24 protein-coding genes are annotated in these 24854 nt (G+C 64.7%); 17 read left to right on the top strand and 7 right to left on the bottom strand.

What is annotated here, in order from left to right; genetic code table 11:
* Positions 1-30: 30 nt before the first annotated feature.
* Positions 31-741 carry a peptidoglycan-binding protein gene (locus ACLFLU_RS14670; RefSeq protein ID WP_426412882.1) on the bottom strand — a complete coding sequence of 237 codons (711 nt, stop codon included), beginning with the start codon at positions 739-741 and terminating at the stop codon, positions 31-33.
* Positions 734-2614 (bottom strand): PAS domain-containing sensor histidine kinase, encoded by a 1881-nt coding sequence (locus ACLFLU_RS14665; RefSeq protein WP_426412881.1) that lies wholly within the window; start codon positions 2612-2614, stop codon positions 734-736. The genes ACLFLU_RS14670 and ACLFLU_RS14665 overlap by 8 nt, the downstream gene beginning before the upstream one ends.
* 411 nt (positions 2615-3025) lie before the next feature.
* On the opposite strand from ACLFLU_RS14665, the gene ACLFLU_RS14660 reads away from it, so the two are divergent.
* Both ACLFLU_RS14660 and ACLFLU_RS14655 read left to right on the top strand, forming a co-directional pair.
* A complete protein-coding gene (locus ACLFLU_RS14660) occupies positions 3026-3460 on the top strand; it encodes a DUF5330 domain-containing protein (RefSeq protein ID WP_426412880.1) in 435 nt (144 codons plus the stop codon).
* A gap of 70 nt (positions 3461-3530) precedes the next feature.
* Positions 3531-3959 (top strand): SufE family protein, encoded by a 429-nt coding sequence (locus ACLFLU_RS14655; RefSeq protein WP_426412879.1) that lies wholly within the window; start codon positions 3531-3533, stop codon positions 3957-3959.
* A gap of 4 nt (positions 3960-3963) precedes the next feature.
* Here ACLFLU_RS14655 and ACLFLU_RS14650 read toward each other — a convergent pair whose 3' ends face one another.
* Entirely contained in the window at positions 3964-4377 is a 414-nt protein-coding gene (locus ACLFLU_RS14650) for a MucR family transcriptional regulator (RefSeq protein WP_426412878.1), read from the bottom strand.
* 162 nt (positions 4378-4539) lie between these two features.
* Positions 4540-5418 carry a DUF308 domain-containing protein gene (locus ACLFLU_RS14645; protein ID WP_426412877.1) on the bottom strand — a complete coding sequence of 293 codons (879 nt, stop codon included), beginning with the start codon at positions 5416-5418 and terminating at the stop codon, positions 4540-4542.
* Between the two features lie 313 nt (positions 5419-5731).
* On the opposite strand from ACLFLU_RS14645, the gene ACLFLU_RS14640 reads away from it, so the two are divergent.
* Positions 5732-7381, top strand: coding sequence for a glycosyltransferase family 39 protein (locus ACLFLU_RS14640; RefSeq protein WP_426412876.1), 1650 nt, complete (start codon positions 5732-5734; stop codon positions 7379-7381).
* A gap of 184 nt (positions 7382-7565) precedes the next feature.
* A complete protein-coding gene (locus ACLFLU_RS14635) occupies positions 7566-8345 on the top strand; it encodes a class II aldolase/adducin family protein (RefSeq protein WP_426412875.1) in 780 nt (259 codons plus the stop codon).
* A 203-nt stretch (positions 8346-8548) separates the two neighbouring features.
* On the opposite strand, the gene ACLFLU_RS14630 is transcribed toward ACLFLU_RS14635, so the two are convergent.
* From ACLFLU_RS14630 to ACLFLU_RS14620, 3 genes are all read right to left on the bottom strand, one after another.
* Entirely contained in the window at positions 8549-9943 is a 1395-nt protein-coding gene (locus tag ACLFLU_RS14630) for a M20/M25/M40 family metallo-hydrolase (protein WP_426412874.1), read from the bottom strand.
* A gap of 25 nt (positions 9944-9968) precedes the next feature.
* Positions 9969-11297 carry a glycosyltransferase family 87 protein gene (locus ACLFLU_RS14625; protein WP_426412873.1) on the bottom strand — a complete coding sequence of 443 codons (1329 nt, stop codon included), beginning with the start codon at positions 11295-11297 and terminating at the stop codon, positions 9969-9971.
* 150 nt (positions 11298-11447) lie between these two features.
* On the bottom strand, positions 11448-13070 hold the full coding sequence (locus ACLFLU_RS14620; protein ID WP_426412872.1) for a helicase HerA-like domain-containing protein: 1623 nt from the start codon (positions 13068-13070) through the stop codon (positions 11448-11450).
* A gap of 354 nt (positions 13071-13424) precedes the next feature.
* Here ACLFLU_RS14620 and ACLFLU_RS14615 point away from each other — a divergent pair, with 354 nt between their 5' ends.
* The 13 genes from ACLFLU_RS14615 (at position 13425) to ACLFLU_RS14555 (ending at position 24685) form a co-directional block, all read left to right on the top strand.
* Positions 13425-13790: a DUF2267 domain-containing protein gene (locus ACLFLU_RS14615; protein ID WP_426412871.1), complete on the top strand. Its 366-nt coding sequence runs from the start codon at positions 13425-13427 to the stop codon at positions 13788-13790.
* A 24-nt stretch (positions 13791-13814) separates the two neighbouring features.
* The gene (locus ACLFLU_RS14610; protein ID WP_426412870.1) at positions 13815-14222 is read left to right on the top strand and encodes a DUF4332 domain-containing protein; all 408 of its coding nucleotides are present in this window, start codon (positions 13815-13817) and stop codon (positions 14220-14222) included.
* Positions 14223-14445: 223 nt separating this feature from the next.
* Entirely contained in the window at positions 14446-15306 is an 861-nt protein-coding gene (gene folP / locus ACLFLU_RS14605; RefSeq protein WP_426412869.1) for a dihydropteroate synthase, read from the top strand.
* Positions 15303-15671 (top strand): dihydroneopterin aldolase, encoded by a 369-nt coding sequence (folB, locus tag ACLFLU_RS14600; RefSeq protein WP_027533885.1) that lies wholly within the window; start codon positions 15303-15305, stop codon positions 15669-15671. Before folP ends, folB begins: the two co-directional genes overlap by 4 nt.
* Position 15672: 1 nt before the next feature.
* Entirely contained in the window at positions 15673-16164 is a 492-nt protein-coding gene (folK, locus tag ACLFLU_RS14595) for a 2-amino-4-hydroxy-6-hydroxymethyldihydropteridine diphosphokinase (RefSeq protein WP_426412868.1), read from the top strand.
* An 81-nt stretch (positions 16165-16245) separates the two neighbouring features.
* Positions 16246-18117, top strand: coding sequence for a methylmalonyl-CoA mutase family protein (locus ACLFLU_RS14590; RefSeq protein ID WP_426412867.1), 1872 nt, complete (start codon positions 16246-16248; stop codon positions 18115-18117).
* Positions 18114-18578 (top strand): GFA family protein, encoded by a 465-nt coding sequence (locus ACLFLU_RS14585; RefSeq protein ID WP_426412866.1) that lies wholly within the window; start codon positions 18114-18116, stop codon positions 18576-18578. Before ACLFLU_RS14590 ends, ACLFLU_RS14585 begins: the two co-directional genes overlap by 4 nt.
* 22 nt (positions 18579-18600) lie before the next feature.
* Positions 18601-20757, top strand: coding sequence for a methylmalonyl-CoA mutase (gene scpA / locus ACLFLU_RS14580; RefSeq protein WP_426412865.1), 2157 nt, complete (start codon positions 18601-18603; stop codon positions 20755-20757).
* 37 nt (positions 20758-20794) lie between these two features.
* Positions 20795-21091, top strand: coding sequence for a nucleotidyltransferase family protein (locus ACLFLU_RS14575; protein ID WP_426412864.1), 297 nt, complete (start codon positions 20795-20797; stop codon positions 21089-21091).
* Between the two features lie 52 nt (positions 21092-21143).
* Positions 21144-21896, top strand: a complete 753-nt coding sequence (locus ACLFLU_RS14570) for an RsiV family protein (RefSeq protein WP_426413993.1) — start codon at positions 21144-21146, stop codon at positions 21894-21896.
* A gap of 118 nt (positions 21897-22014) precedes the next feature.
* Positions 22015-23001: a tripartite tricarboxylate transporter substrate binding protein gene (locus ACLFLU_RS14565; RefSeq protein WP_426412863.1), complete on the top strand. Its 987-nt coding sequence runs from the start codon at positions 22015-22017 to the stop codon at positions 22999-23001.
* 41 nt (positions 23002-23042) lie between these two features.
* Positions 23043-24032 (top strand): methylmalonyl Co-A mutase-associated GTPase MeaB, encoded by a 990-nt coding sequence (gene meaB, locus ACLFLU_RS14560; RefSeq protein ID WP_426412862.1) that lies wholly within the window; start codon positions 23043-23045, stop codon positions 24030-24032.
* A complete protein-coding gene (locus ACLFLU_RS14555) occupies positions 24029-24685 on the top strand; it encodes a pyroglutamyl-peptidase I (RefSeq protein ID WP_426412861.1) in 657 nt (218 codons plus the stop codon). The genes meaB and ACLFLU_RS14555 overlap by 4 nt, the downstream gene beginning before the upstream one ends.
* Positions 24686-24854 lie beyond the last annotated feature (169 nt).

The raw sequence follows: 24854 nt of genomic DNA, 5'->3' as shown, positions 1-24854 counted from the left end.
GGATCAGCACCAGCCTCGCTGACGTGGCGACTATTCAACCGGATGGCCAATTGCGGCGGCGAGCTCGCGCAGCAGGCGGTCCGACACCTGGCCGGTGACGGGCATCTTGTGCTGGCGCTCGAACGTCTGGATCGCCGACTGGGTCTCGCCGCTCATCGTGCCCGTGATCTTCAAATTCCCATAGCCGTATTCGGACAGCGCGCGCTGCACGCCGGACAGGCGACGCGCCGCCGGGCTTTGCTGCACCGGGATCGGGGCCGGCGGACGCGCGACCGCCACCGCAGACGGTGCCGGCGTGGGTGTCGTGGCCTTGATCACCAGATTGGTCATGGGATCGCTCGCACGCGGCGTCGATGCCGTCGTCTCGGCGGGCTTCTCCGGCGCCTTCTCGGCCGGTTTCGGCTCGACGCGAAACTCGGTTGCTTTCGGCTCGAGCGGCGACGTGTCGGCGCCGACGGGACGCGGACGCGGCATGGGATTGGACAGCGACATCGACGACGGCGCGGGAAGATTGATCACGGTGCCGAACATCGGCGCCGGATGCCGGCCGGTCTGCAGGAACAGCGCGTTCGCAACGATGGCGCTGATGGCCGCGGCGGCGACGAGACCCGCCAGCGTGTCCTTGGGGCTGTGCAAGAGCACGCGCATGACGAGATTGCGCTCGGTCTCGACATCCACGACCGCGGCCTTGGCGCCACGGCGGCGCGGAGCAGCTTCGTCCTTTGCAGGCTTTCTAGGCACTTTTCTTCACCAGAGCAGGTTGGTCCTGAGGTCGTTCTTGAGTCTGTCGGTCTTGAGTCCGGTCTTGAAGTTCCTGGCGCAGCACCGGCGTCAACGTCGCGATCTTGCTTTCCGCGGGCTTCGCTTGCGGCGGCGTGTAGACCAGCGGCAGCTTGACCGTGACGGCGGTGCCCTCGCCGAGCTTGCTTTGTACCGTCAATTCGCCGAGATGCAACGCCACGAGGCTCTTCACGATGGACAGGCCGAGGCCCGTGCCCTCGTGACGGCGCTCATAGGTCTTGCCGCACTGGAAGAACGGCGCGCCGATGCGCTTGAGATCGTCGGGCGCGATGCCGACCCCGGTGTCGCTGATGCGCAACGTAATCTGAGATGTCGACGCCGAGGCGGCAACGGTGACCTGGCCGCCGCGCTCGGTGAACTTGACGGCGTTGGCGACGAGATTGAGCACGATCTGCTTGAAGGCGCGCGGATCCCCGGTCATGACAGGCAGATCCTGCGGCGCATCGGTGATGAGATCGATGCCGTTCTCGCGCGCCTTCAGCGCCAGCAGATTGCAGCAATGCATCAGCGCGGCGCGCGGCGCGAACGGCTCCGACGCAATCTCGAAATTGCCCGATTCCATCTTCGACATGTCGAGGATGCCGTTGACGACCGACAGCAGATGTTGGCCGGACGCGTTGATCAGCTCGGCATATTCCCTGCGCTGGCTGGCTGCCAGCACCAGGGTCTGCTCCTGCGCGATCATCTCGGAGAAGCCGATGATGGCGTTGAGCGGCGTGCGCAGCTCATGGCTCATGGTGGCGAGGAAACGCGTCTTGGCGGCATCGGCCGCTTCCGCAGCACTTCGGGCCTGATCGAGCGCCTGCTCGGACAATTTGCGATCGGTGACGTCGCGCATCACGCCGACGACTTCGGCCTCGCGCGTGACATCACGGCCCAAATCCTGATCGAGCGGCCGGCAGCGCATCTCCACCCAGATGAAATCGACCTGATAGTTGCCTTGGCCGCGCTCGGAACCGGTGGGCTCCCGCCGCAGCCGGAATTCGACGCTCCGGACGTCGCCGCGCGCAGCATCGGAGAGCGCGGTGAGATAGGCCGGACGATCGGCTACATGGACGCGATCGAACAGTCCATGGCCGAGCAGCTGCGCGACCGGCATGCCGAGCATGGCCTCCGCGGCCTGCGAGATGAACTGCACCGCGCCGTTGCGCTGATGCCGCGAGATCACGTCGCTCATGTTGCGCGCCAGGAGGCGATAGCGCTCCTCCTCGCGCGACAGCAGCGTCACGCTGGTGCGTGCGAGCGACTCGGCGCCGAAGGCGAGGCCGGCGGCATAGAGCGTTGCAGAAGCGACGCCGAACGCCATCATCACGCTGCGTTGTGCCGCGCTGACATGTTCGGACGGCAACCAGCCGAGCTGGGTCAGCAGAATCAAGAGGCCCGCGCAGGACAGCGCCAGCAGCGAGGCAAAGGCCGCGACGCGGCGCGAGGCCGACAGCGCGGCTTCGAGGGGAACCACGACCAGCCAGATCGCCGCAAATGATTCGATACCGCCGGTCGTGGCCGCAATCGCCATGATCAGGCCGGCAAGCGCCAGCGACGACAGCACATGGGCGCCTTCGTAGCGGCCGGTGCGCGACAGGAACCAGGACAGCATGATCGGCGCGATCAGCCAGGCGAAGGCCGCAACTTCGATCGCGCTCGGCGCGCCACGCAGGACCAGATAGACCGGAAATGCGGCAAAGGCAGCCAGGCTTCCGAGAAGCCGCGGCGCCATGAAAGCCCGATGGCGCGCACGCGTCAGCGCATCGTAACGCGCGGAGGGATGCAGCAGCGCATCGAGACAATCGCGGATGATACTCAAAACTGTCACGGGTCTCGCGCTTCGGCTCAATCGTCTTTGAAGACGTGCCGGAACGCCTCCTTGTCGTTGAGCCAACGTGTCAGAGCGACCTTAAACGAGTGCTAAGGCGATCCGGCCTGCGGCCCGACACCGCGTCATCGCGGAGATTTTTAGGCGATTTGGCGATGTCATCATCGGGGATGGTGAACACAGGGTTTCGCCGTCCCTTTCATGGTTTCGAATTGGTGGATGCGCGAGGGCCGGAACACCACGGGCGCAGCTATCAATCGAATATTTACGAGACCTCCGATCGCGAAGATTTTTGCGTAAATTTTCCGCGAATTAAGCGGAAGGCAATCACTTGCGATTTATCGAGAGTTGCTAGGTCCGACACGCTCTGCGGGGATCGCCGCGGCGGGATCTAACATACAGGTCGATTAGATGCGCTTTCTGCTCCGCATCACATTCTGGCTCGGGCTGGTGCTGGTACTCCTGCCGCGGGACAAGACGCCCGAATCGGACAAGCTGCCGCAGATCGGCGCTGCCGACGCGGTGCAGGCTGCGACCGCGGCCGTCTCCGACATGAGCCAGTTCTGCAAGCGCCAGCCGGCGGCCTGCGAGGTCGGCGGACAGGCCGCCACCATCATCGGCCAGCGGGCACAGGACGGCGCGAAGAAGATCTACCAGATCATCAACGACAAGAAAGAGCAGATCACCAACGAGAAGAACGACAAGCCCGACAAGAAGGCGCCCGACCACACCGGCTCGATCACGGTCGCCGGTGAAGGCGATACGGCCGCGACCGAAGCGCCGCGCGACACACTGACCCAGGACGATCTCGCGCTGGAATGGCGCGGTCCGGAAGCGGCGAATTAGGCGCCAAATCCTATCGATTTCGGCAGCCCTCGTCCCTATATTGGTGGTAAGCGCGAACCACGGGCCATCAATGACTGCGATTGACGAGATCAGGGACAATTTCGAGCTCCTCGAGGACTGGGACGACCGCTACCGGTACGTCATCGAGCTCGGCCGCACCCTGGAACCGATGCCCGAGGAAGAGCATTCGGCCGCGAACAAGGTGAATGGCTGCGTCAGCCAGGTCTGGCTCCAGAAGCTGGTCGATCGCGGCCATGGCGCGCCGATCCTGAAGTATCGTGGCGATAGCGACGCGCACATCGTGCGCGGGCTGGTCGCGATCGTGCTGGCACTCTATTCGGGCCGCACGCCGCAGGAGATTCTCGCGACTGATGCGATTTCCGTGTTCGACGAGTTCGGCTTCCGCGACCATCTGACGCCGCAGCGCTCCAACGGCCTGCGCTCGATGGTCGAACGCATCAAGACCGACGCGAAAGAGGCGCTCGCGGACGCGTCTTAGAGAGTTACTTCCGCTTCCGCTGCTGCTGTCCCAAGCCCATCTTCTTCGCCAGTTGCGAGCGCGCCACCGCGTAATTCGGCGCGACCATGGGATAGTCGGCCGGCAGGCCCCATTTCTCCCGATACTGCTCGGGAGTCATGTTGTACTGGGTGCGCAGATGGCGCTTCAACGACTTGAAGCGCTTGCCGTCCTCCAGGCACACCAGATAGTCCGGCGCGATCGACTTCTTCAGCGAGACCGCCGGCTTTGCCGGTTCGAGCGGCGCTTCGACGCGGCCCGATGACACCCGCGTCAACGCGCCATGCACCTGGCTGATCAGGTTCGGAATCTCGGCGGCCGGCGTCGGGTTGTTGCTGACATAGGCCGAGACGATGTTGGCCGTCAGCTCGATGAAATTTTTAGCCCCGACATCCGACATGGGCTCGACCTCTCTAATCCGACTCCGTCGCGACTGCATTGGCGGCGGTGAAGTATTCTCTGTCAACAATACGTTTGGCCGAAATACGACGACTGGCCAACATGAACCGATTACTGATCTCGCGACAACAATTGCGCGACTTTACTTGAACGCGCCGGGTCTTCAGCCGCGCTGGTCGAGATGGGCGCGCAGTTCGTCGATCGAGGCAAAGCGCATCATGCCCTCCGGCATCTGCGCCTCGATCGAGCCGTCGGAATAGAGCGAATAGGCCATGCCGTCGACGATGCCGGATTTGAGCACCGTCACCGGCGGCTGTTCGGCCGCCGGCGGCGCGGGCGGAGGTGGAGGTGCGGCGGGCTGAGGAGCAGCAGGCTCGAAGGTCGACGACGGCCGCGGGCGACGCGCCGCGGGCGGCTCCGGCGACCGCGCACGGTCGGCCTTCGGCCAGGCATCGTCGAAGCTCGCCGGCGGAGCTTCGGGTGCGGCAGGCTCCGCGGGCTCAGCGTGTGGTTGCGGCGGCAGACCATCCGTGCCGGTACCCTTGGCCTCGGCGCGCTCACGCTCCTTGCGTGAGCTCGAGGCGAACAACAGGTTGCGCCGACGGGGCGCCTCCTGAGCCGCGGGCGGGGGCGGAGGCGCTTCCGGCTCGGCCGGTGCCTCGGCCCGCGGTCGTTCGCGCGCCGGCGCTTCGGCGTGCCATGGCGGCGCAGCGGGCGATGGCTGCTGCTCGACTCGCATCGCCGGAGCCAGTTCCGGCGGAGCCGCGCCCGGTGTATTGGGCGCAGCGAGGCCCGGCGGCAGCACCGGCCTCACGCGAACCTCCGACGGCGCGGCCGTCCCGGCCAGCCGACTGGCGATGCCTTGCAGCTCGAGCAGCACGATGTAGAGGCCGATCAGTAACATTCCGGAGCAGACGCCGATCGTTCCGCTCGTTATGAGCGTGCTGCCGAGGCTGAAATCCCTGATCGAATAGCCAAAAGCGACCGTAAGGAGGCCCGCCGCCACGGCGAAAATCCCTGCGATCAACAACGCCAAGCTCATCGAATCCATCCCCGTCCGCGCATCCGCGCGCGGCACCCGTTACGCCACGATACCGTCATACTGCGTTCCTCGCCAACGACCAATTGCCCGTACCGTTCCTAAAGGGAAGGATATCAGGGACTTATTCACATTCCCTTCAGCAACGGTCCGCTAGCTCTCATATGCTCCCGCGTTTCTGGAAATTGCTGCGTCGCATCAGGAATTTAGCCATAATGCCCAATTACTTGGTAATGGAACTGCGCTATAGGGATTCCGGGGAACAGGCCCGCGCGCGCCAGCAGGGCCAAGAGGGGATTCCGGGTCACCAATAGCCATGACATCCATCACGACTTCGGCGATCGACACGCCTCTCGGGCGCTCGGTTGAACGGACTTGCGACGACCTTGCCATGCTGGTGCTGGCGGCCGTCGCCGTCACCGCAGGCCTGACCTTCCGCGACTACGGGCTCGGCTGGGACGACTACACCCATGCCGAATATGCCGACCTGCTGCTGCGCATGTACGGTTCCGGCTTCAGGGACACGTCAGCCCTCTCGTTCGCCAACCTGTATATGTACGGCGGCGGCTTCGACATGGTCGCAGCCCTTCTGCACAAGATTCTCCCGCTCGAGCTGTTCGAGACGCGACGCCTGGTCGGCGCGATCGTCGGCGTAATCGGGCTTGCAGTCACGTGGCGGCTCGGCCGCCGCGTCGCCGGACCGCTGGCCGGTCTTGCCGCGCTCTTGCTGCTGGCGCTCTGCCCGATCTTCTACGGCCACATGTTCATGAACCCGAAGGATGCGCCCTTCGCGGTGGCGATGATCATCCTGATGCTCGGCCTGGTCCGGCTAGCCGAGGAATATCCAAAACCCTCGCCGCGCACGATCCTGATCGTCGGCTTCGGTGCCGGCCTGTCGATCGGCTGCCGCATCCTTGGCGGGCTCGCGCTGGTCTATGCGATGGTCGGCTTCACGCCGCTGTTCCTGGAAGAGCTGCGCACCGAGGGCACGCGCGAGGCTATCAGGCGTTTCGCCCATGTCGTCTATGTGCTGCTGCCTGGGCTGGCGTTCGGCTATCTCGTGATGGGCCTGATCTGGCCGTGGTCGATCATGGAGCCCGGCAATCCATTCGAGGCCCTGACCTATTTCTCGCACTTCTTCGAGAAGCCCTGGAAGGAGATGTTCGACGGGGCGATCGTGTCCGTGCCCGATATGCCCTGGTCCTATCTGCCGACGCTGTTCGCGCTGCAGCTGCCCGAGGTGATGCTGGTGTTTATGGCCGGCGCCGTGTTCAGCACCTTCGCGATGCTGCCGCGCCGCGAGGTTCCGGCGCGCCGCAAGACTATCCTGCTGATGCTGACGCTGGCGGCCACCCTGCCGCTCGCGATCGCGATGGTGAAGCGTCCGGCACTCTACAACGGCATCCGCCATTTCGTGTTCGTGATCCCGCCGATGGCGGTGCTCGGCGGCGTCGCCTTCGCCTGGACCATGGAGCGCCTGCGCACCAACCACCGCGCCTGGCAGCCGGCCGTGCTCGCCGTGTTCTGCTTTGGCCTCGCGCTGCCGCTCGCCGAGATGATCCGGCTGCATCCCTATCAATACACCCACTTCAACCACATCGCTGGCACCGTGCGCGCCGCCGACGACCGCTTCATGCTGGACTATTGGGGCCTCGCGCTGAAGCAGGCCTCGGACGAACTGCGCGAGCAGCTGGTCGAGCGCCAGGAAGTGCCGCCGCGCAATCGCAAATGGAAGGTCGCGGTGTGCGGTCCGCAGCGCCCGGCGCAGGTCGCGCTCGGCCCCGACTTCACCATCGGCTGGGATTCCAACGCGGCCGATTTCGCCATGACGCTCGGCGAGTTCTACTGCAAGGGCCTGGCCGCCCCCGTGATGGTCGAGATCAAGCGCGACGACGTGGTGTTCGCGCGCGTCTACGACATCCGCGGCCGCAGCATTTCCAGCCTGCTGTCGATCCCGGCGCCGTAATCATATTCTCCGGCCTGTAGCCCGGATGGAGCGAAGCGAAATCCGGGACCTTTGTCGCGGCCCCCCGCATTACGCTGCGCTCCATGCGGGCTACGCTTGGCTGCAGCGATTTGAGCGCCTTGCTGCCGGCTTCACCCAAGACTAGGCTCCCTCCCCGCAACAACGAGGTTCGGAGAGATTTGCCATGTCGCCAGCGGAAGCCCGCCTGAAGGAAGTGCCGTCGAACATGACGGAGGCCGAGTGGCAGCAACGGGTCAATCTTGCCGCCTGCTATCGTCTCGTCTCGCTGTACGGCTGGGACGATCTGGTCGACACCCACATTTCCGCGCGCGTGCCCGGCCCCGACCATCACTTCCTGATCAACCCCTATGGGCTGATGTTCGACGAGATCACCGCCTCGAGCCTGGTCAAGGTCGATCTGCACGGCAACCAGCTCAGCGAGAGCGAATACAGCATCAACCCGGCCGGCTTCACCATCCATTCGGCGATCCACGAGGTGCGTGAGGACGCGATCTGCGTGCTGCATCTCCACACGCTGGACGGCACCGCGGTGTCGAGCTGCGCCGAAGGCCTGCTGCCTCTGAACCAGACCGCGCAGCTCGTCACCCACGACCTCGCCTATCACGACTATGAAGGCATCGCGCTCGATCACGACGAGCGGCCGAGGCTGCAGAAGGACCTCGGCGACCACAACCACATGCTCCTGCGCAACCACGGCACGCTGACCGTCGGCCGCTCGGTCGCTTCCGCCTTCGAGCGCATGTACCACCTCGAGCGCGCCTGCTCGATGCAGGTGCGCACCCGCGCGCTGGGCACGCCGGTCTATCCGGTCGAGGAGATCGCGATCGAGAAGAACACCGAGCTGCTCGCCAATCGCGACCGCGCCGAGCTGCGCGCGACGAACCTGGTGTGGCCGCCGCTGCTGCGCAAGCTCGACCGCGAGCTCCCGGGCTACCGCTCTTGAGATTTACGGAGTTTGGTGTAGACTAGGCGTCAACACCCTCTACACATTTCGGAATGAAACGCCGCCCAATTCCGGGCGGCGTTTTTATTTGGGCCCCGCTGTCATTGCGAGGAGCGAAGCGACGAAGCAATCCAGAGTGTTTCCGCGGAGGGATTCTGGATTGCTTCGCTTCGCTCGCAATGACGAGGATAGAGTTTCCGTGCCTACTTCACTTCCGCCAGTGCCGCGAGGATCCGCGCCCAGGAGCGGATGCCCTTCTGGAAGCTGCGCAGATCGTACTTCTCGTTTGGCGAGTGGATGTTGTCGTCGTCGAGGCCAAAGCCGACGAGCAGCGAATCCAGCCCAAGCGCGCGCTTGAAATCGGCAACGATCGGGATCGAGGCGCCGGAGCCCATCAGCACGGTCTCCTTGCCCCATTCCTCGGTCAGAGCTTGCCTGGCCGCCGAGAGCGGCTTCATGTTCCAGTCGAGCGCCACGGCGGGCGCGGCGGAATGGTCGCCGAACTCGACCTTGCAGTCGCCCGGAATCCGGGCGGTCACGTAGTCGCGGAAGGCCTTGCGGATCTTCTGGGGATCCTGCCCCTGGACCAGCCGGAACGAGACTTTTGCCGAGGCATGCGACGGAATCACCGTCTTGGAGCCTTCGCCGATATAGCCGCCCCAGATGCCGTTGACGTCGCAGGTCGGACGCGTGGAGGCCTGCTCGACCATCAGCCGCCCCTTCTCGCCGGCCGGAATCGACAGGCCGACCGGCTTGAGAAACGATTCCGGCGTGAAGTTGAGCTTCTTCCACTGCTCCAGGATCTCCGGCGGCGTGTCCTTCACGCCGTCATAGAAGCCGGGAATGGTGATGTGGTTGTCGTCGTCGAACAAGCCGCCGAGAATCCTGGTCAGCACCCGGATCGGATTCATCGCCGTGCCGCCGAACACGCCGGAATGCAAGTCGCGGCTGGCGGCGGTGATCTTCACCTCTTCGTACAGCAGGCCGCGCAGCGCCGTGGTGATCGCCGGCGTCTCCGGGTCCCACATGCCGGTGTCGCAGACCAGCACGTAATCGGCTTTGAATTCGTCCTTGTTGGCCTCGACGAACGGCACGAAGTTCTTGGAGCCGACCTCCTCCTCGCCTTCGATCAGGAAGGTGATGTCGATCGGCAGCGAGCCCGTGACTTTCTTCCAGGCGCGGCAGGCCTCGACGAAGGTCATCACCTGGCCCTTGTCGTCCTCGGCGCCGCGCGCGACGATGATCTTGCGGCCGTCGGCATGATCGACGACGGCGGGCTCGAACGGAGGGCGGTGCCAGAGCTCGAGCGGATCGACCGGCTGTACGTCGTAATGGCCGTAGAAGATCACATGCGGCCGTCCACCCGCCTTGACTTTGCCGACGACGGCGGGATGGCCGGCGGTCGGCCTGACCTCGGTCGCGACGCCGAGGCTTGCGATGTCCTTGGCCAGATGCTCGGCCGCCGCCTTGCAATCCCCGGCATGGGCCGGATCTGCGGAAATCGACTTGATCCGCAACAGCGAGAACAACCGCTCGAGACTGTTATCAAAGTCCTTGTCGATGTGGTCGAGCACGGATTGAAGCTGCGCATTGGCCATGGTCGGATGTCCCACTTTTCTAACCTCAAGATGGTTGTGGTTTTAGCCCTGCCGCGGCGTCGGAGCTAGCCGCAACCGGCGGATGCCGGATGTGCCAGGCAAGCGCAACTGCGAGGATCGCCGTCGCCAGGAGGTTGTTGCCCCAAGCCTGGATGGCGAGGGGGATCGGCGGCAGCGACAACAGCATGAGGATGCCGACAGCGCCAAGCGCGAGCCCGGTTCCCAGCCGCACCTTCGGCCGCGCGTCGAAGGCAGTCCGATGTATCAGCACCGTCAGCGGCAGGAACAGCCACATGAAATAATACTGTCGCGCCAGCGGCGAGGCGACCGTCATCAGGCAGAACAGGATGCCGAGCTCCTCCGCGTCGGATCTCGCCGTCCTTTTCCGTTGTGACGGCATGACCGCGATGAAGCCGAGCCCGAGCAATGCCGATACCGCGAGCACGATCCAGTTCGCCGTCTTGTAGTCGACGTCGATGACATTCATCGTGCGTGCCGGCTTGCGGGGATCGTCCAGATTGTAGTTGATCGGCCGGACCAGCCGGTGCGTTACCGCGATGATGGACTGGTTGACCCACGACCAGTTCTGCTCGTCGCGCTGGCCAAATCCCTTTTCCGAGCTCGAGCCGACCATGCCCTGGTACCAGGTGTTGAGCTCGGCGGCGTTGCGCTCGAAGCCGCGGATCGGCGCCGGCACGAGATAGAGCAGGACGCCGATGAAAGCGAGCATGCTGACGACGGCGGCCCATTGCCGACGCCAGATCAAATAAGGCAGCACCGCGATCGGAAACACCTTGATGGCGGTGGCAAGCGCGAACATGAAGCCCGCGAGCCAGGATCGCCGATGCTGAAGGCTCCAGAAGCCGTAGAGCATCATCGCCAGCAGAACGAGGTTCGGCTGACCAAGGTCGAACATGTCGAACACGAAGGAGACGGTGACGATCGCCGGCAGTGCCTCGAGCCACGGGCCCGGCTCGCGACCCGAGCCGGTCATGGCATTGGAGAGAATGCTCGTGTACCACCATGCTACCCCATTGAGGATCGACAGCACGATGTAGAGCGGGATCTTGCCGAACCAGCTCGGGATCGCCAGCAGGATCGCCGGCAGCGGCGGATAGATGAACTCGAACGGGTGATCCATTCCGCTGGGATAGAGCGCGCCGCCGTGCAGCACCTGCTGCCCGGCCCAGTACCACAGCGCATAGTCCTTGGTTTTGCCATGGCCGAAGATCTCCGGGCCGAGGACATCGGCGGTCAGGATCAGGCAGCAAAACAAGAAGAGCAGGTCGAGCGGCTTGCGCAGCGAGAGAGTTCGGAGCGCGCCGGGTTTGTCTGATGGATTCGATAGAGTCACATGATGTCCCGTCGGAAACAAATAGCACGTAGCAGACCGACGGACGCTTGGAGAGCCCCCCTCACCCGAATTTGTGCCTTGCAAAGACCCCGATTCCCGCGCCGCCGCAGCGACGTTGCGGGACCAATGGCCCGCAACCGGGCATTCTGCCTACCGTCGCAGCAAGCCGCCGAGCGCGCCGCGGACGATCGCGCGGCCGACCGAGCCGCCGAGCTGGCCGCCGACCGATTTGCCGAGATCGGCCACGACGCCGCCGACCACCTTGTCGGTGACCGTGCGCGTGACGTCGCGCGCGACGCGCTGTCCCGTCGTCAGCCGGTTACGTCCGGTGTTGGTGCCGAAGATGGTGCCGACGATCGAGCCGATCTGGCCGAGGATGCCGCCACCGCCTCCACCCGCCTGGCCATCGGCCGGCGCCGCGGTGCCGGCGATGCGCTTCTGGAGGATCTCATAAGCGGACTCGGCATCGATCGCGGTGTCGTATTTGCCCTTTACCGGGCTCGCATCCATGATCGCCTTGCGCTCCTCCGGGCTGATCGGCCCGATGCGGGCCGATGGCGGACGGATCAGCACGCGCTCGACCATCGCCGGCGTGCCATTGCCTTCGAGGAACGACACCAGCGCCTCGCCCTTACCGAGCTCCATGATCACCTTGGCGGTGTCGAGCTTCGGGTTGGGCCGGAAGGTCTGCGCCGCGGCGGCGACCGCCTTCTGATCGCGCGGCGTGAAGGCGTGCAACGCATGCTGCACCCGGTTGCCCATCTGCCCAAGCACGCGATCGGGTACGTCGATGGGGTTTTGCGTGACGAAATAGACGCCGACGCCCTTGGAACGGATCAGGCGGACCACCTGCTCGATCTTATCCATCAGCGCCTTCGGCGCGTCGTTGAACAGCAGATGCGCCTCGTCGAAAAAGAACACCAGCTTGGGCTTGGGAAGGTCGCCGGCCTCGGGCAATTCCTCGAACAGCTCTGACAGCATCCACAGCAGGAATGTCGCGTAAAGCCGCGGGCTCTGCATCAGCTTGTCGGCAACGAGGATGTTGACCATGCCGCGGCCGTCGCGATCGGTCTTCATGAAGTCCTTCAAGGTCAGCGCCGGCTCGCCGAAGAATTTTGTGCCACCCTGGTTCTCCAGCACCAGGAGCTGGCGCTGGATGGTGCCGACGGTGGCCTTGGTGACGTTGCCGAACCCTTGCGCCGCCTTCCGGATCGGCGCGAGCGGATCCTCGTCCGCGTCCGGTCCTTTCTTGCCGCTGTCGGGCACGATGGCGTCGAGCAATGCCCGCAGATCCTTCATGTCGATCAGAGCGAGACCGTTATCGTCGGCGACGCGGAAGGCGACGTTGAGCACGCCCTCCTGCACGTCGTTGAGATCGAGCATGCGCGCCAGCAGCAGCGGCCCCATCTCGGTCATGGTGGCCCGCACCGGATGGCCCTGCTCGCCGAACACATCCCAGAACACCGTCGAGAACTGGTCGGGCTGGAATGTCAGCCCCATCTCGGTGGCGCGCTTGACGATGAAGTCCTTGGCCTCCCCGACCTCCGAGATGCCGGAGAGGTCGCCCTTGATGTCGGCGGCGAACACCGGAACACCGGCGCGCGCAAATCCTTCCGCCATCACCTGCAGCGTGACCGTCTTGCCCGTTCCGGTCGCGCCGGTGACGAGGCCGTGGCGATTGGCGAGCGCCAGCGTCAGCCAGGCCTGCTCGTCTCCCTTGCCGACGAAGATCTTGTCGTCGGTATCGCCGAGCTTGTTGTCCTGCGCGGTCATCACACTCTCTATCTATTCTGTCTGTTGGTTTCGCGTATTGAAACTCGAGCCAACCGGTTCCGTAGTTTAACGCATGTCGCAGGCCGATTGAAACCGTTCAAGGCGGCACCGGCATGCGACATTGTCGGAGACAACGCGCGCGGCAGTGCCAAAAGCCGGAGCGATGCATTCGCACCGCGGCATTTTTTCATGGATTTCCTTCTCCGCTCTTGCATCGATGCAACACTTTTCGCGTCTTCGAGAGTGAATCGGAACGTTGCGTACGTTCATCGCTTGTATTTCACATCGCACCGGCTCAAGATCATTCCTCGAATATAATACTCCGGCATGTGATCCGGCTGAGGGGCAGGCCATATGGACGAGCTGATCGGACGGCTGGCGACAAACGCCAGCATAGATAGTGCTGTCGCTGAAAAGACCGTCGGCATTATCCTGGGTTTCCTCCGCAGCGAAGGTCCTTCCGACAGCGTGCAGGCCCTGATCGACCAGATCCCTGGTGCAGAAGGGGCGATCGAAGCGTCCAAGAGCGGCGGCGGACTCTCACGGCTGATGGGCGGCGGCCTGATGGCCGTCGGCACGCGCTTGATGGGCCTTGGGCTTGGCATGTCCGACATCCAGTCCATCGCCCGTGAACTTTTTCGCTTCGGTCGAGACAAAATCGGAGCGGATCAGATGGGCAAGATCATCGCGGGCACGCCGGGCCTCAGCCAGTTCGCCTGAGCGACGCATTTCATATTGAGTATCATGACATATCCGATCTCCGAGATTGAGGGCCTGCCGGCCTTTGCCGCCAACAAGTTGAAGGCGCAGGGAATCCGCACCACCGACGCGCTGCTGGAAGCCGCGAGCACCGCCAAGGGCCGCAAGGCGCTCGCGGCCAAGACCGGCATCAGCGAGCAGCTGCTGCTGGAGTGGGCCAACGTCTCCGACTACATGCGCATTCCCGGCATGGGCCGGGCCAAGGTCGGCCTGGTCCGCGCTGCCGGCGTTACCACCGTGCGCGAGCTCGCCTATCGGAATCCGGCAAGGTTGGCGCAGAGCATGCGCGAAGCCAACGATCGCAGAAAGCTCGTCCGCATCCTTCCTTCCGAGAAGTCGGTCGGCGACATCATCGCCAAGGCCAAGAAGCTGCCGCCGAAGATCACCTATTGATAGCAACTCCGTCATCCTGAGGTGCGAGGCACGGGACGCAAACGCGTCCCATGGGGAGCCTCGAAGGATGCACGGCCGAGCTGCTGCCACAGGGAGAGACGGGCCGTCGCCCTTCGAGGGCCGCTAAGAAGCGGCCACCTCAGGGTGACGGTCGCAGAGCGACGCACATTTGCCCCCTCCTCCCGTCTTGACTCCCCCTCCCCGACCGCGCAAAGCCACGCGCATGAATGCCTCGCCCTCCCCATCCGTCCCGCCGGCCGGCTCGGCCGGGCCTGATGCGCTGCGGACGCTCGTGGGCCGGCCTCTGCCGGCGGTGATGGGCGTGCTCAACGTGACGCCGGATTCCTTTTCCGACGGCGGCGATTTCATTGTGCCGGACCAGGCGCTGGCACAGGCGCGGGCGATGATCGAGGCCGGTGTCGACATCATCGATATCGGCGCCGAATCCACCCGGCCCTACAAGGGCGCCCAGCCGGTGACTGCGGCGGACGAGGTTGCCCGGCTGAGGCCGGTGCTATCTGATATCGTCGCGCTCGGCGTGCCGGTGTCGATCGACAGCATGAAGGCGGAGGTCGTGGCCTTCGCGCTCGACCAGGGCGCGGCCATCGCCAACGACGTCTGGGGATTGCAGCGCGACGCCGATATGGCGCCGCTGGTCGCGGCAAGAGGCGTACCCGTCATTGTCATGCACAACCGCGACAGCGTCGATTCCGCCGTCGATATCGTCGCTGACATGAAGTCGTTCTTCCTGCACTCGCTCGACATCGCCGCCAAGGCCGGCATCGCACGTGACAAGATCGTGCTGGATCCCGGCATCGGCTTCGGCAAGACCGCCGAGCAGAGCATGATCGCGCTGGCGCGGCTGCGCGAGCTCGACGTGTTCGGCCTGCCGGTGCTGGTCGGCGCCTCGCGCAAGCGATTCATCGCCTCGGTGTCGCCGTCGGAGCCGAAAGAGCGGCTCCCCGGATCGATCGCCGCGCATCTGATCGCCGCGCAGAAGGGCGCGAAGATCATCCGGACCCATGACGTCGCCGAGACCTTGCAGGCCCTGCGGGTCGCCAATGCAATCGAGAGCAAGCAATGACCGATACGATCTTCGTGACCGGCCTGTCGATCCATGCACGCCATGGCGTGATGGATCACGAAACCGAAGTCGGCCAGCGCTTTGTCATCGACCTCGAGCTCTACACCGACCTGTCGGAGCCTTCGCGCAGCGATCGCCTCGCCGATACCGTCTCCTATGCCGACGTGGTGGCGACCACGACGGCGGCGTTCAAGAACACCAATTACAAGCTGCTGGAGCGCGCGGCGGGCGCGGTCGCGGACGCGATCCTGTCGCACTTTCCGCGCATCCGTGCTGTGAAGATCACCGTGCACAAGCCGCATGCGCCGATCGCCGCGATCTTCGATGATGTCGGCATCATGCTGACCCGCTCGCGGCACCCCTGACATGGCGAGCGTGCTGATCGCACTCGGTGGCAATGTCGGCGATGTCCGCGCGACATTCGCTAAGGCGATCGCCCATATCTGCGGCATGGCGCAAGCCGCGGTGATCGCGCGTTCGTCGGACTACAGGACGCCGCCCTGGGGCGACGAGGACCAGGATCCCTTCATCAATGCCTGCGTCGAGATCGAGACCGACCTCGATCCGCACGCGCTATTGTTCGTCATGCAGAAGGTCGAGCAGAAATTCGGCCGCACGCGCGACAAGGACCGCCGCTGGGGTCCGCGCACGCTCGATCTCGACATGATCGCCTATGACGATGTGTCGTTTCAGAAGCCCGACCTGACCCTGCCGCATCCGCGGCTGTTCGAGCGCGCCTTCGTGCTGGTGCCGCTGGCCGAAATCGCGCCCGACCGCGTGATCTCGGGCATCCGTGTGCGTGACGGCCTCGCCAGCGTCTCGACGCAAGGCATTGAGCGGCTTTCGGATACCGGTTAACCAAAAACAACCGTTTGCAGGGAGGGCCGGCCGTGGCAATTTCGCCTGCGAATAACAAGACGTTTGGGAGCCCTTGGCCGTATGACCTCCGTGACTGACAATCTGCCGCTGGCGGCCGATTTTCCCAAGGCGACGGACGCGGACTGGCGCAAGCTGGTCGACGGTGTGCTGAAGGGCGCGCCGTTCGAGAAGCTGGTGGGCAAGACCTATGACGGCTTGAAGATCGAGCCGCTCTATCCGCGCGCCAGGGGCGTTGCGCCCGTGCTGGGACGGCCGGCGGCGGCACCCTGGCAGATCATGCAGCGGATCGACCATCCGGATGCTGCGGCCGCGAATGCGCAAGCGCTGACGGATCTGGAGAACGGCGCCACGGGACTTTCGCTGGTGTTCGCCGGCGGCAATGGCAGTCACGGTTTCGGCCTGGAACCGACGGCCGATGCGGTCGCGAAAGTCTTGAAGGACATTCATCTTGATGCCGGCATTGGCATCGAGCTCCAGGTCGGTCCGCAATCGCGGATGGCTGCGATCCATGTCGCAGAATATGTGAAGAGCAAGGGCATCGATCCTGCGGCCTGCGACATCCGCTTCGGGCTCGATCCGCTTGCGGCCTGTGCGGTGTGGGGAAACAGCCCTTATAGCTGGGACGAGATTGTTCCCGCCGTCACCGGTGGCATCAAGGGCCTTGCAGCGCTGGGCTTCAAGGGACCGTTCGCCTCGGCTGATGGACGCGTGATCCACGATGCCGGCGGCTCCGAGATGCAGGAGCTTGCCTTCGTGCTCGCCTGCGGCGTCGCCTATTTGCGCGCGATCGAGAGCGCCGGCGTTCCGCTCGAGCAGGCGCAGAGCATGGTGTATGCGCGACTTGCGGCCGATGCCGATCAGTTTTTGACCATGGCAAAGTTCCGCGCGCTAAGGTTGTTGTGGGCGCGCATCGAGACAGCGTGCGGGCTGACGCCAAAACCGCTGTTCGTTGCCGCCGATACGGCCTGGCGCATGCTGACGCAGCGCGACCCCTACGTGAACATGCTGCGTGCAACCATGGCGACGTTTGCCGCAGGGCTCGCCGGCGCCAATGCGATCACGGTGCTGCCGCACACGCTCGCGCTTGGGCTGCCCGACCCGTTCGCGCGGCGCGTCGCGCGCAACACGCAAGCCCTGCTGCTCGAAGAGTGCAACCTCGCCAAGGTCAGCGATCCCGCGGCAGGATCCGGTGGCATCGAAACGCTGACCACGCAGCTCTGCGACGCGGCCTGGGCACTGTTCCAGGAGAGCGAGAAAGCCGGCGGCGCCTTTGCTGCGCTTCAACAGGGCCTGTTCCAGAGCAAAGTCGCCGCCGCGCGAAAAGCGCGCGACGCCAATATCGCCAAGCGCCGTGACGTGCTGACCGGTGCCAGCGAGTTTCCGAACTTGCACGAGCGCGAGACGACGGTGCTGATAGCAACACCCATCGCGCTCGCACCTTATGGCGAGCAGAAGTTCAAGTTCGACGCGCTCACCCCGATCCGGCTCGCGCAACCGTTCGAGGCCCTGCGCGACAGATCCGATGCGGCGTTGAAGGCGAGCGGTGCGCGGCCAAAAGTGTTCCTGGCCAACCTCGGGACGCCCGCCGATTTCACGGCGCGCGCGACCTTCGCAAAAAGCTTCTTCGAGACCGGCGGTATCGAGGCCATCGACAGCGAAGGCTTTACCGATCCGGCCAAGCTCGTAGCCGCCTTCAAGGCCTCCGGCGCGGAACTCGCCTGCCTCTGCTCCAGCGACAAGGTCTATGCCGGCCAGGCGGAGGCCGCTGCGCAGGCCCTGCAAACCGCAGGCAGCCGACATATCTATCTGGCAGGCCGTCCGGCTGAGGCCGAGGCGGCCCTGCGGGCAGCCGGCGTCACGGGCTTCGTCTTCGCCGGGGCCGATGCGCTTGCGACGTTGCAGGACGCCTATCGACGGATGGAACAGGCATGACCGAGGCCAGCAAACCCGTTCTCACCGGCGGCTGCCAATGCGGAGCGATCCGCTTTGCGATTTCGGCCACACCCAACCGGGTTTCGATCTGCCACTGCCGGATGTGCCAGAAGGCCAGCGGCGCACCGTTCGCCTCCTTCGCCGACATCAACCGCACAGATTTCGCCTGGACCAAGGGCAAGCCCTCGTTCTTCCGCTCGTCCTCGATCGCCGACCGCGGCTATTGCGCCGCCTGCGGCACGCCGCTCAGCTTCGGCCGCATCGACGGCGACCGGATCGAGATCATGACTGGCGCGTTCGACCGGCCGGACAGGCTGGTGCCGACGCGGCAATACGGAACTGAATCCCGCCTCGGCTGGGTGGTCGGCATCTCCAACCTGCCAAGCCAGACCACGCAGCAGAATTACGGACCGGAAAAGATGGCGACCATCGTCAGCCATCAGCATCCGGATCATGATTGAACGCCCTGATATGGTTGAAGCCATGAGCCGCATTCCAAACTTTGCAGACATTGCCTTCGAGCGCACCGCAAGCGCCGCGCCGTCAGGCAGCGCGGAGCCGTGGCTGACGCCCGAGGGCATTCTGGTGAAGCCGGCCTACGGCGAGGCTGATCTGGCCGGACTCGATTTCCTCGATACCTATCCGGGCATCGCGCCGTTCCTGCGCGGCCCCTACCCGACCATGTATGTCAACCAGCCCTGGACCGTCAGGCAATATGCCGGCTTCTCCACGGCGGAGGATTCCAACGCGTTCTACCGCCGCAACCTGGCGGCCGGACAGAAGGGCCTCTCGGTCGCCTTCGATCTCGCCACCCATCGCGGCTATGACAGTGACCATCCGCGCGTGGGCGGCGACGTCGGCATGGCCGGTGTCGCCATCGATTCCATCTACGACATGCGCACGCTGTTTGCGGGCATTCCGCTCGACCAGATGAGCGTGTCCATGACCATGAACGGCGCGGTGCTGCCGATCCTCGCGCTCTATGTCGCGGCCGCCGGCGAACAGGGCGTCACGCCGGAGAAGCTGTCGGGCACCATTCAGAACGACATTCTGAAAGAGTTCATGGTGCGCAACACGTACATTTATCCGCCCGCGCCCTCGATGCGGATCATCTCGGACATCTTCGCCTACACCTCGCAAAAGATGCCGAAATACAATTCCATTTCCATTTCCGGCTATCACATGCAGGAGGCCGGCGCGACGCAGGACTTGGAGCTTGCCTATACGCTCGCAGACGGCGTCGAATATCTTCGCGCCGGACTTGCCGCGGGCCTGGATGTCGACCGCTTCGCGCCGCGCCTGTCGTTCTTCTGGGCGATCGGCATGAACTTCTTCATGGAAGTGGCCAAGCTGCGCGCGGCGCGCCTGCTCTGGGCGAAGCTGCTCAAGCCGTTCAATCCTAGGGATCCGCGTTCGCTGTCGCTGCGCACACATAGCCAGACCTCGGGCTGGTCGCTGACCGCGCAGGACGTGTTCAACAATGTGATGCGCACGACCGTGGAGGCGATGGCAGCGACGCAAGGCCACACCCAGTCGCTGCACACCAACGCGCTCGACGAGGCCTTGGCGCTGCCGACCGATTTCTCGGCGCGCATCGCCCGCAACACGCAGCTGTTCCTGCAGCAGGAGAGCGGCACCACGCGCATCATCGATCCCTGGGGCGGCTCGTATTATGTCGAGCGGCTCACGCGCGACCTCGCCGCCAAGGCGTGGGGCCATATCCAGGAGGTCGAGGAGCTCGGCGGCATGGCCAAGGCGATCGAAGCCGGTGTGCCGAAATTGCGCATCGAGGAAGCCTCGGCCAAGACCCAGGCGCGCATCGATGCCGGCAAGCAGGCGGTGATCGGCGTCAACAAGTACAAGCCGACCGACGAGGCCGCGATCGACATCCTCAAGGTCGACAACACCAATGTCCGACGTTTGCAGATCGACAAGCTGACACGGCTGAAATCCGAGCGCAGCCAGAAGGACGTCGATGCCGCACTCGCCGCGCTGACGCGCTCGGCCGGCGAAGGCAACGGCAATCTGCTCGCGCTCGCCATCGACGCGGCGCGCGCCAAGGCAACCGTCGGCGAAATCTCTGACGCAATGGAGAAAGTGTTCGGCCGGCACCGCGCCGAGATCAAATCCATCACCGGCGTCTACAAGCGGGAGGCGTCCAGCATGGGCAACCAGGTCGAGAAGGTTCAGGCGCTGATCGACGCGTTCGAGGAAGCCGAAGGCCGCCGCCCGCGCATCCTGGTCGCCAAGATCGGCCAGGACGGCCACGACCGCGGTCAGAAAGTGATCGCCTCGGCGTTTGCCGACATCGGCTTCGACGTCGACATCGGGCCGCTGTTCGCCACCGCGGACGAAGCCGCACGACAGGCGGTCGAGAACGACGTCCACATCCTCGGTGTCTCCTCGCTCGCCGCCGCCCATCTCACCGCGGTGCCTGAGCTGAAGGCTGCGCTGAAGAAGCAGGGCCGCGAGGACATCATGATCATCGTCGGCGGTGTCGTGCCGCCGCAGGATTACGACGCGCTCTATGCGGCCGGCGCCGAAGCGATCTTCCCGCCCGGCACCGTGATCGCGGAAGCGGCCGAGGAGCTGATCCGCAAACTGAATGCCCGGCTCGGGCATAGCGAGGCGGCGGAGTAGGTGATAGACTGGCGCCGTAACCGGCCGGGCTGTGTCCATGACACGTGACGAAATCATCGCCGCGATACGCAAGAACGCGGATGCCATCAAAGGCAAGGGCGTGTCGAAGCTCGCCATCCTCGGCTTGCGGAGCGGCGACGATTACCGCCCTGATAGCGATATCGACATTCTCGTCGAGATCGAACAGGAGGCCTCTTTCTCGCTGCTCAACCTGATCGACGTCGAGCAGATCATCGAGGACGCGACCGGCTTGCAGGCGCAGGCAACCGTCCACCGGTCCATATCTCCCCGCTCGGCTCAGCGCATCGCAGACGACATTCTCGAAGTATTTTGACGCTCACGCAGGAACACTCCCGTTGAAATTCACCACCAGTTTGAGCGTCGCGATGGCGCTTCTCGCAACGTGCGCTATAGCTGCTCACGCCGCCGACCCCAAGCCCGACGCCGTCGTCAAGAACAGAAACATCGAGGCGCGTGTCTTCCTCGACGACAAGATCAAGGCCGATCCGGCCTTGGCGGCGGATTGCCTCTCCGAGGGCAAGAAATGGCTCGACAAGAACGCAGCCGACGCTGCCGCTTCGCGCAAGCAGGATCCGCAATTCTTCAAGGACGGCGGCTGGGATTTTGAGCGTAAATATTCGATCCGCTCCGTCGTTGCCGACCGCTATGTGAGCGTCCTGCGTGACGACTACATGGACACCCATGGCGCCCATCCCAATTCGGACGTGAACACGGTCCTGTGGGACAAGTCCGAGAGCAAGCGCATCTCGATTCGCCCGTTCTTCACCGAGACCGCCGACAATGGCGCGACCATGAAGGCGATGGTGAAGGCCGTGATCGCCTCGCTCAAAATCGAGAAGAAGAAGCGCGACACCAGCGAGACCGCAACCCAGGAATGGTTCAAGGGCGTGGAGCCGAGCCTGCTCAAGATCGGCGCCGCAACGCTCGCGCCGTCGACCGAATCAGGCAAGAGCTCCGGCCTCACCTTCCACTACCCGCCGTATGCGGTCGGCCCCTACGCCGAGGGCCAATATGTCGCATTCGTTCCGTGGGAGACGTTGAAGCCCTATCTCACGCCGGAGGGCGCGCGCATCTTCGGCGGCGCGCGGCCAAAGGGCGACGCTGAGGAGCAGCAATAGGTTCCAACGGAACCGTTGCTCACGGCGCCGTTGCGCGGCCGCTTGCGACATCCATGCAAAGCCGCGTAGCATAGTGCTTTGACACGAGCCCGATTTCCGAGGGCCGCCGGGATCATTGATGCCAGGAATCACGCGCCGCATTTTCGCGGCCTCTGCTGTGGCTGCCGCCACCTCCGCCCTGCTCTCACCTGCGCGCGCGCAAGCCTATCCGGCGCGGCCGGTGACCTTGATCGTGCCATGGGGTGCGGGCGGCGGCACGGATGCCACCGCGCGCATCGTCGCGACGCTCCTGGAGAGGGAGCTCGGCCAGCCGTTCAACGTCGTCAACCGCACCGGTGGATCCGGCGTCGTCGGCCATGCCGAGATCGCAGCCGCAGCGCCGGACGGCTACACGATCGGCACGCTGACCGTGGAAATCGCGATGCTGCATTGGCAAGCCCTGACGCATCTGACGCCGCGGAATTTTACGCCGCTCGCGCTGGTGAACGAAGACCCGCCGGGCATCCAGGTCTCGACGTCCTCGCCACACAAGACGGTGAAGGAGCTCATGGACGCCATCAAGCTGGCGCCTCCGGGACGGTTCAAGGCTTCAGGCACCGGACAGGGCGGCATCTGGCATCTCGCCCTCGTCGGCTGGATGCAGGCGATGGGATTGCCGGCCAACCAGGTTGCGTGGTCGGCGTCGAATGGCGCAGCACCGGCAATGCAGGATCTCGTCGCGGGTAGCCTTGATCTCACCACCTGCTCGGTGCCGGAGGCGCGCGCCACCATCGAGGCCGGCCAGGCCCGGAGCCTCGCGATCATGGCGCATGCGCGCAATTCGATCTTCCCCGACGTCCCGACGCTGAAGGAGACGCTCGGCGTCGATTATTCCACCTGCTCATGGCGCGGCATCGGCGGCCCCAAGGGCTTGCCCCCGGACATCGCCGCCACGCTGACCGGGGCCTTGAAGAAGGTGTACGATTCCGCCGCATTCAAGGACTTCATGACCGCACGCGGTTTCGGCACCGTCTGGCGTGATGCCGGCCAGTTCGGGACCTTCATGAACCAGGCGGATAGCCAGATGGGTCAGGCCATGAAGGCGGCCGGCTTTGCCAAGGCGTGAGGGGCCCTCGCCTGCCTGCGCCCGCCGTTGTAAAGCAGGGCATGGTTGAGAAGAAGACTTCGCTTGATATCACCACCCTTGCTCGCGACCTCCGCGCCGGCCATCGCGCGGCGCTGGCGCGCGCCATTACGCTCGTTGAGAGCCGTCGTGGCGATCATCAGGCGCAGGCGCGCGAACTGGTGCAGATGCTGCTGCCCGATACGGGCAAGGCGGTTCGCGTCGGCATCACCGGCTCGCCCGGCGTCGGCAAATCCACCACTATCGATGCGCTCGGGACCTATCTGATCGAGCAGGGCAACAAGGTCGCGGTGCTCGCGGTCGATCCGTCCTCGGCGCGCAGCGGCGGCTCGATCCTCGGCGACAAGACGCGGATGGCACAGCTGTCGGCGTCCGACGCTGCCTTCATCCGCCCGTCGCCGTCGTCAGGCACTCTCGGCGGCGTCGCCGCCAAGACGCGCGAGGCGATGCTGCTGTGCGAGGCGGCCGGTTTCGACGTCGTGCTGGTCGAGACCGTCGGCATCGGCCAGTCCGAGACCGCGGTTTGCGACATGACCGATTTCTTCCTCGCGCTGATGCTGCCGGGCGGCGGCGACGAGCTGCAGGGCATCAAGAAGGGCCTCGTCGAGCTCGCCGATATGATCGCGATCAACAAGGCCGACGGCGACAATCTCAAGCGCGCCAACATCACCGCGGCCGACTATCGTGGCGCGCTGCATATTCTGGCGCCGAGGTCCGAACATTGGCACCCACCGGTCGTCACCTATTCGGCGCTGGCCGGCACCGGCATCGCCGAACTCTGGCAGAAGATCCTCGAACACCGCACGGCAATGAACGCGTCCGGCGAGTTCGCCGCGCGCCGGCGCGACCAGCAGGTGAAATGGATGTGGTCGATGCTTGAGCAGCGCATGCTGGCGCGGCTGCGCAGCGAGGCATCGGTGCGAAGCAAGGTCAGGAAGATCGAAATGGAGGTGGCGGACGGCCATCTCACCCCGGCGCTCGCCGCCGAGCAGGTATTGGAGTTGCTGCAATGAGCGACAAGCTCCGCATTCTCCTCACCGGCTTCGGTCCGTTTCCCGGCGCGCCGCATAATCCGACCCAGCCGCTGGTGGCGCGGCTGGCGCAACTGCGCCGGCCGGCGCTCGATGATGTCGCGCTATCGCGCCATATCTTTCCGGTGACTTACGCCGCGGTCGACCGGCAATTGCCGGAGGTGCTGGCGTCAGTGAAGCCGGATGCGATGCTGATGTTCGGCCTCGCCGCGCGCACGCCGTATTTGCGCATCGAGAGCCGCGCGCGTAACGCCGTCACCATGCTGTGGCCCGATGCCGCCAACACCCGCTCGAGCAAGCGCGGCATCGCCGGTCACGCGGACGCCATGATGTTCGGCCCGCACACGGCAAGACTGTTACGCGCCGCGCGCCTCACCGGCATCGATGCGCGGCCCTCGCGCGATGCCGGCGCCTATCTCTGTAATTATCTGAGCTGGCGCGCGATCGAGAATGTCAGAGCGGGCGGGCCGGGGCTCGCGGCGTTCATCCACATTCCCCTGCTCGCGCGGAGCGGCGCCGTTCGGCGCAAGGGCGCGCCGCGGATTACACTGGACGAATTGGTGGATGCCGGGGAAGCGATGCTGATGGAGATGGTGGGTTTGGCAAGGAAGCGGCGGAACACTCAGGTTTCGTAGGGTGGGCAAAGGCGCCCTTGCGCCGTGCCCACCATGCATCGGCATTCGCAGCGAGAATGGTGGGCACGCTTCGCTTTGCCCACCCTACGGCACCTCCGTTGCGGTAAACATTTAACCCTACTGCGAACTATCCCAACGGCTGCATCCGCCCTGCCCCATTTCTGCGCTA

It is taken from the genome of Bradyrhizobium ganzhouense (assembly GCF_049949285.1).
Lineage (GTDB): Bacteria > Pseudomonadota > Alphaproteobacteria > Rhizobiales > Xanthobacteraceae > Bradyrhizobium > Bradyrhizobium ganzhouense.
This window is presented reverse-complemented; position numbering and strand designations above follow the sequence as displayed.

Coding starts and splice junctions, on each gene's coding strand:
- ACLFLU_RS14660 (WP_426412880.1), top strand. CDS start 3,026: ATGCGCTTTCTGCTCCGCATCACATTCTGGCTCGGGCTGGTGCTGGTA.
- scpA (WP_426412865.1), top strand. CDS start 18,601: ATGAGCCGCATTCCAAACTTTGCAGACATTGCCTTCGAGCGCACCGCA.
- ACLFLU_RS14650 (WP_426412878.1), bottom strand. CDS start 4,377: ATGTCGGATGTCGGGGCTAAAAATTTCATCGAGCTGACGGCCAACATC.
- folB (WP_027533885.1), top strand. CDS start 15,303: ATGACCGATACGATCTTCGTGACCGGCCTGTCGATCCATGCACGCCAT.
- ACLFLU_RS14645 (WP_426412877.1), bottom strand. CDS start 5,418: ATGAGCTTGGCGTTGTTGATCGCAGGGATTTTCGCCGTGGCGGCGGGC.
- ACLFLU_RS14555 (WP_426412861.1), top strand. CDS start 24,029: ATGAGCGACAAGCTCCGCATTCTCCTCACCGGCTTCGGTCCGTTTCCC.
- ACLFLU_RS14630 (WP_426412874.1), bottom strand. CDS start 9,943: ATGGCCAATGCGCAGCTTCAATCCGTGCTCGACCACATCGACAAGGAC.
- ACLFLU_RS14575 (WP_426412864.1), top strand. CDS start 20,795: ATGACACGTGACGAAATCATCGCCGCGATACGCAAGAACGCGGATGCC.
- ACLFLU_RS14610 (WP_426412870.1), top strand. CDS start 13,815: ATGACATATCCGATCTCCGAGATTGAGGGCCTGCCGGCCTTTGCCGCC.
- folK (WP_426412868.1), top strand. CDS start 15,673: ATGGCGAGCGTGCTGATCGCACTCGGTGGCAATGTCGGCGATGTCCGC.
- ACLFLU_RS14585 (WP_426412866.1), top strand. CDS start 18,114: ATGACCGAGGCCAGCAAACCCGTTCTCACCGGCGGCTGCCAATGCGGA.
- ACLFLU_RS14570 (WP_426413993.1), top strand. CDS start 21,144: ATGGCGCTTCTCGCAACGTGCGCTATAGCTGCTCACGCCGCCGACCCC.
- ACLFLU_RS14620 (WP_426412872.1), bottom strand. CDS start 13,070: ATGACCGCGCAGGACAACAAGCTCGGCGATACCGACGACAAGATCTTC.
- ACLFLU_RS14640 (WP_426412876.1), top strand. CDS start 5,732: ATGACATCCATCACGACTTCGGCGATCGACACGCCTCTCGGGCGCTCG.
- folP (WP_426412869.1), top strand. CDS start 14,446: ATGAATGCCTCGCCCTCCCCATCCGTCCCGCCGGCCGGCTCGGCCGGG.
- ACLFLU_RS14565 (WP_426412863.1), top strand. CDS start 22,015: ATGCCAGGAATCACGCGCCGCATTTTCGCGGCCTCTGCTGTGGCTGCC.
- ACLFLU_RS14590 (WP_426412867.1), top strand. CDS start 16,246: ATGACCTCCGTGACTGACAATCTGCCGCTGGCGGCCGATTTTCCCAAG.
- ACLFLU_RS14655 (WP_426412879.1), top strand. CDS start 3,531: ATGACTGCGATTGACGAGATCAGGGACAATTTCGAGCTCCTCGAGGAC.
- meaB (WP_426412862.1), top strand. CDS start 23,043: ATGGTTGAGAAGAAGACTTCGCTTGATATCACCACCCTTGCTCGCGAC.
- ACLFLU_RS14635 (WP_426412875.1), top strand. CDS start 7,566: ATGTCGCCAGCGGAAGCCCGCCTGAAGGAAGTGCCGTCGAACATGACG.
- ACLFLU_RS14615 (WP_426412871.1), top strand. CDS start 13,425: ATGGACGAGCTGATCGGACGGCTGGCGACAAACGCCAGCATAGATAGT.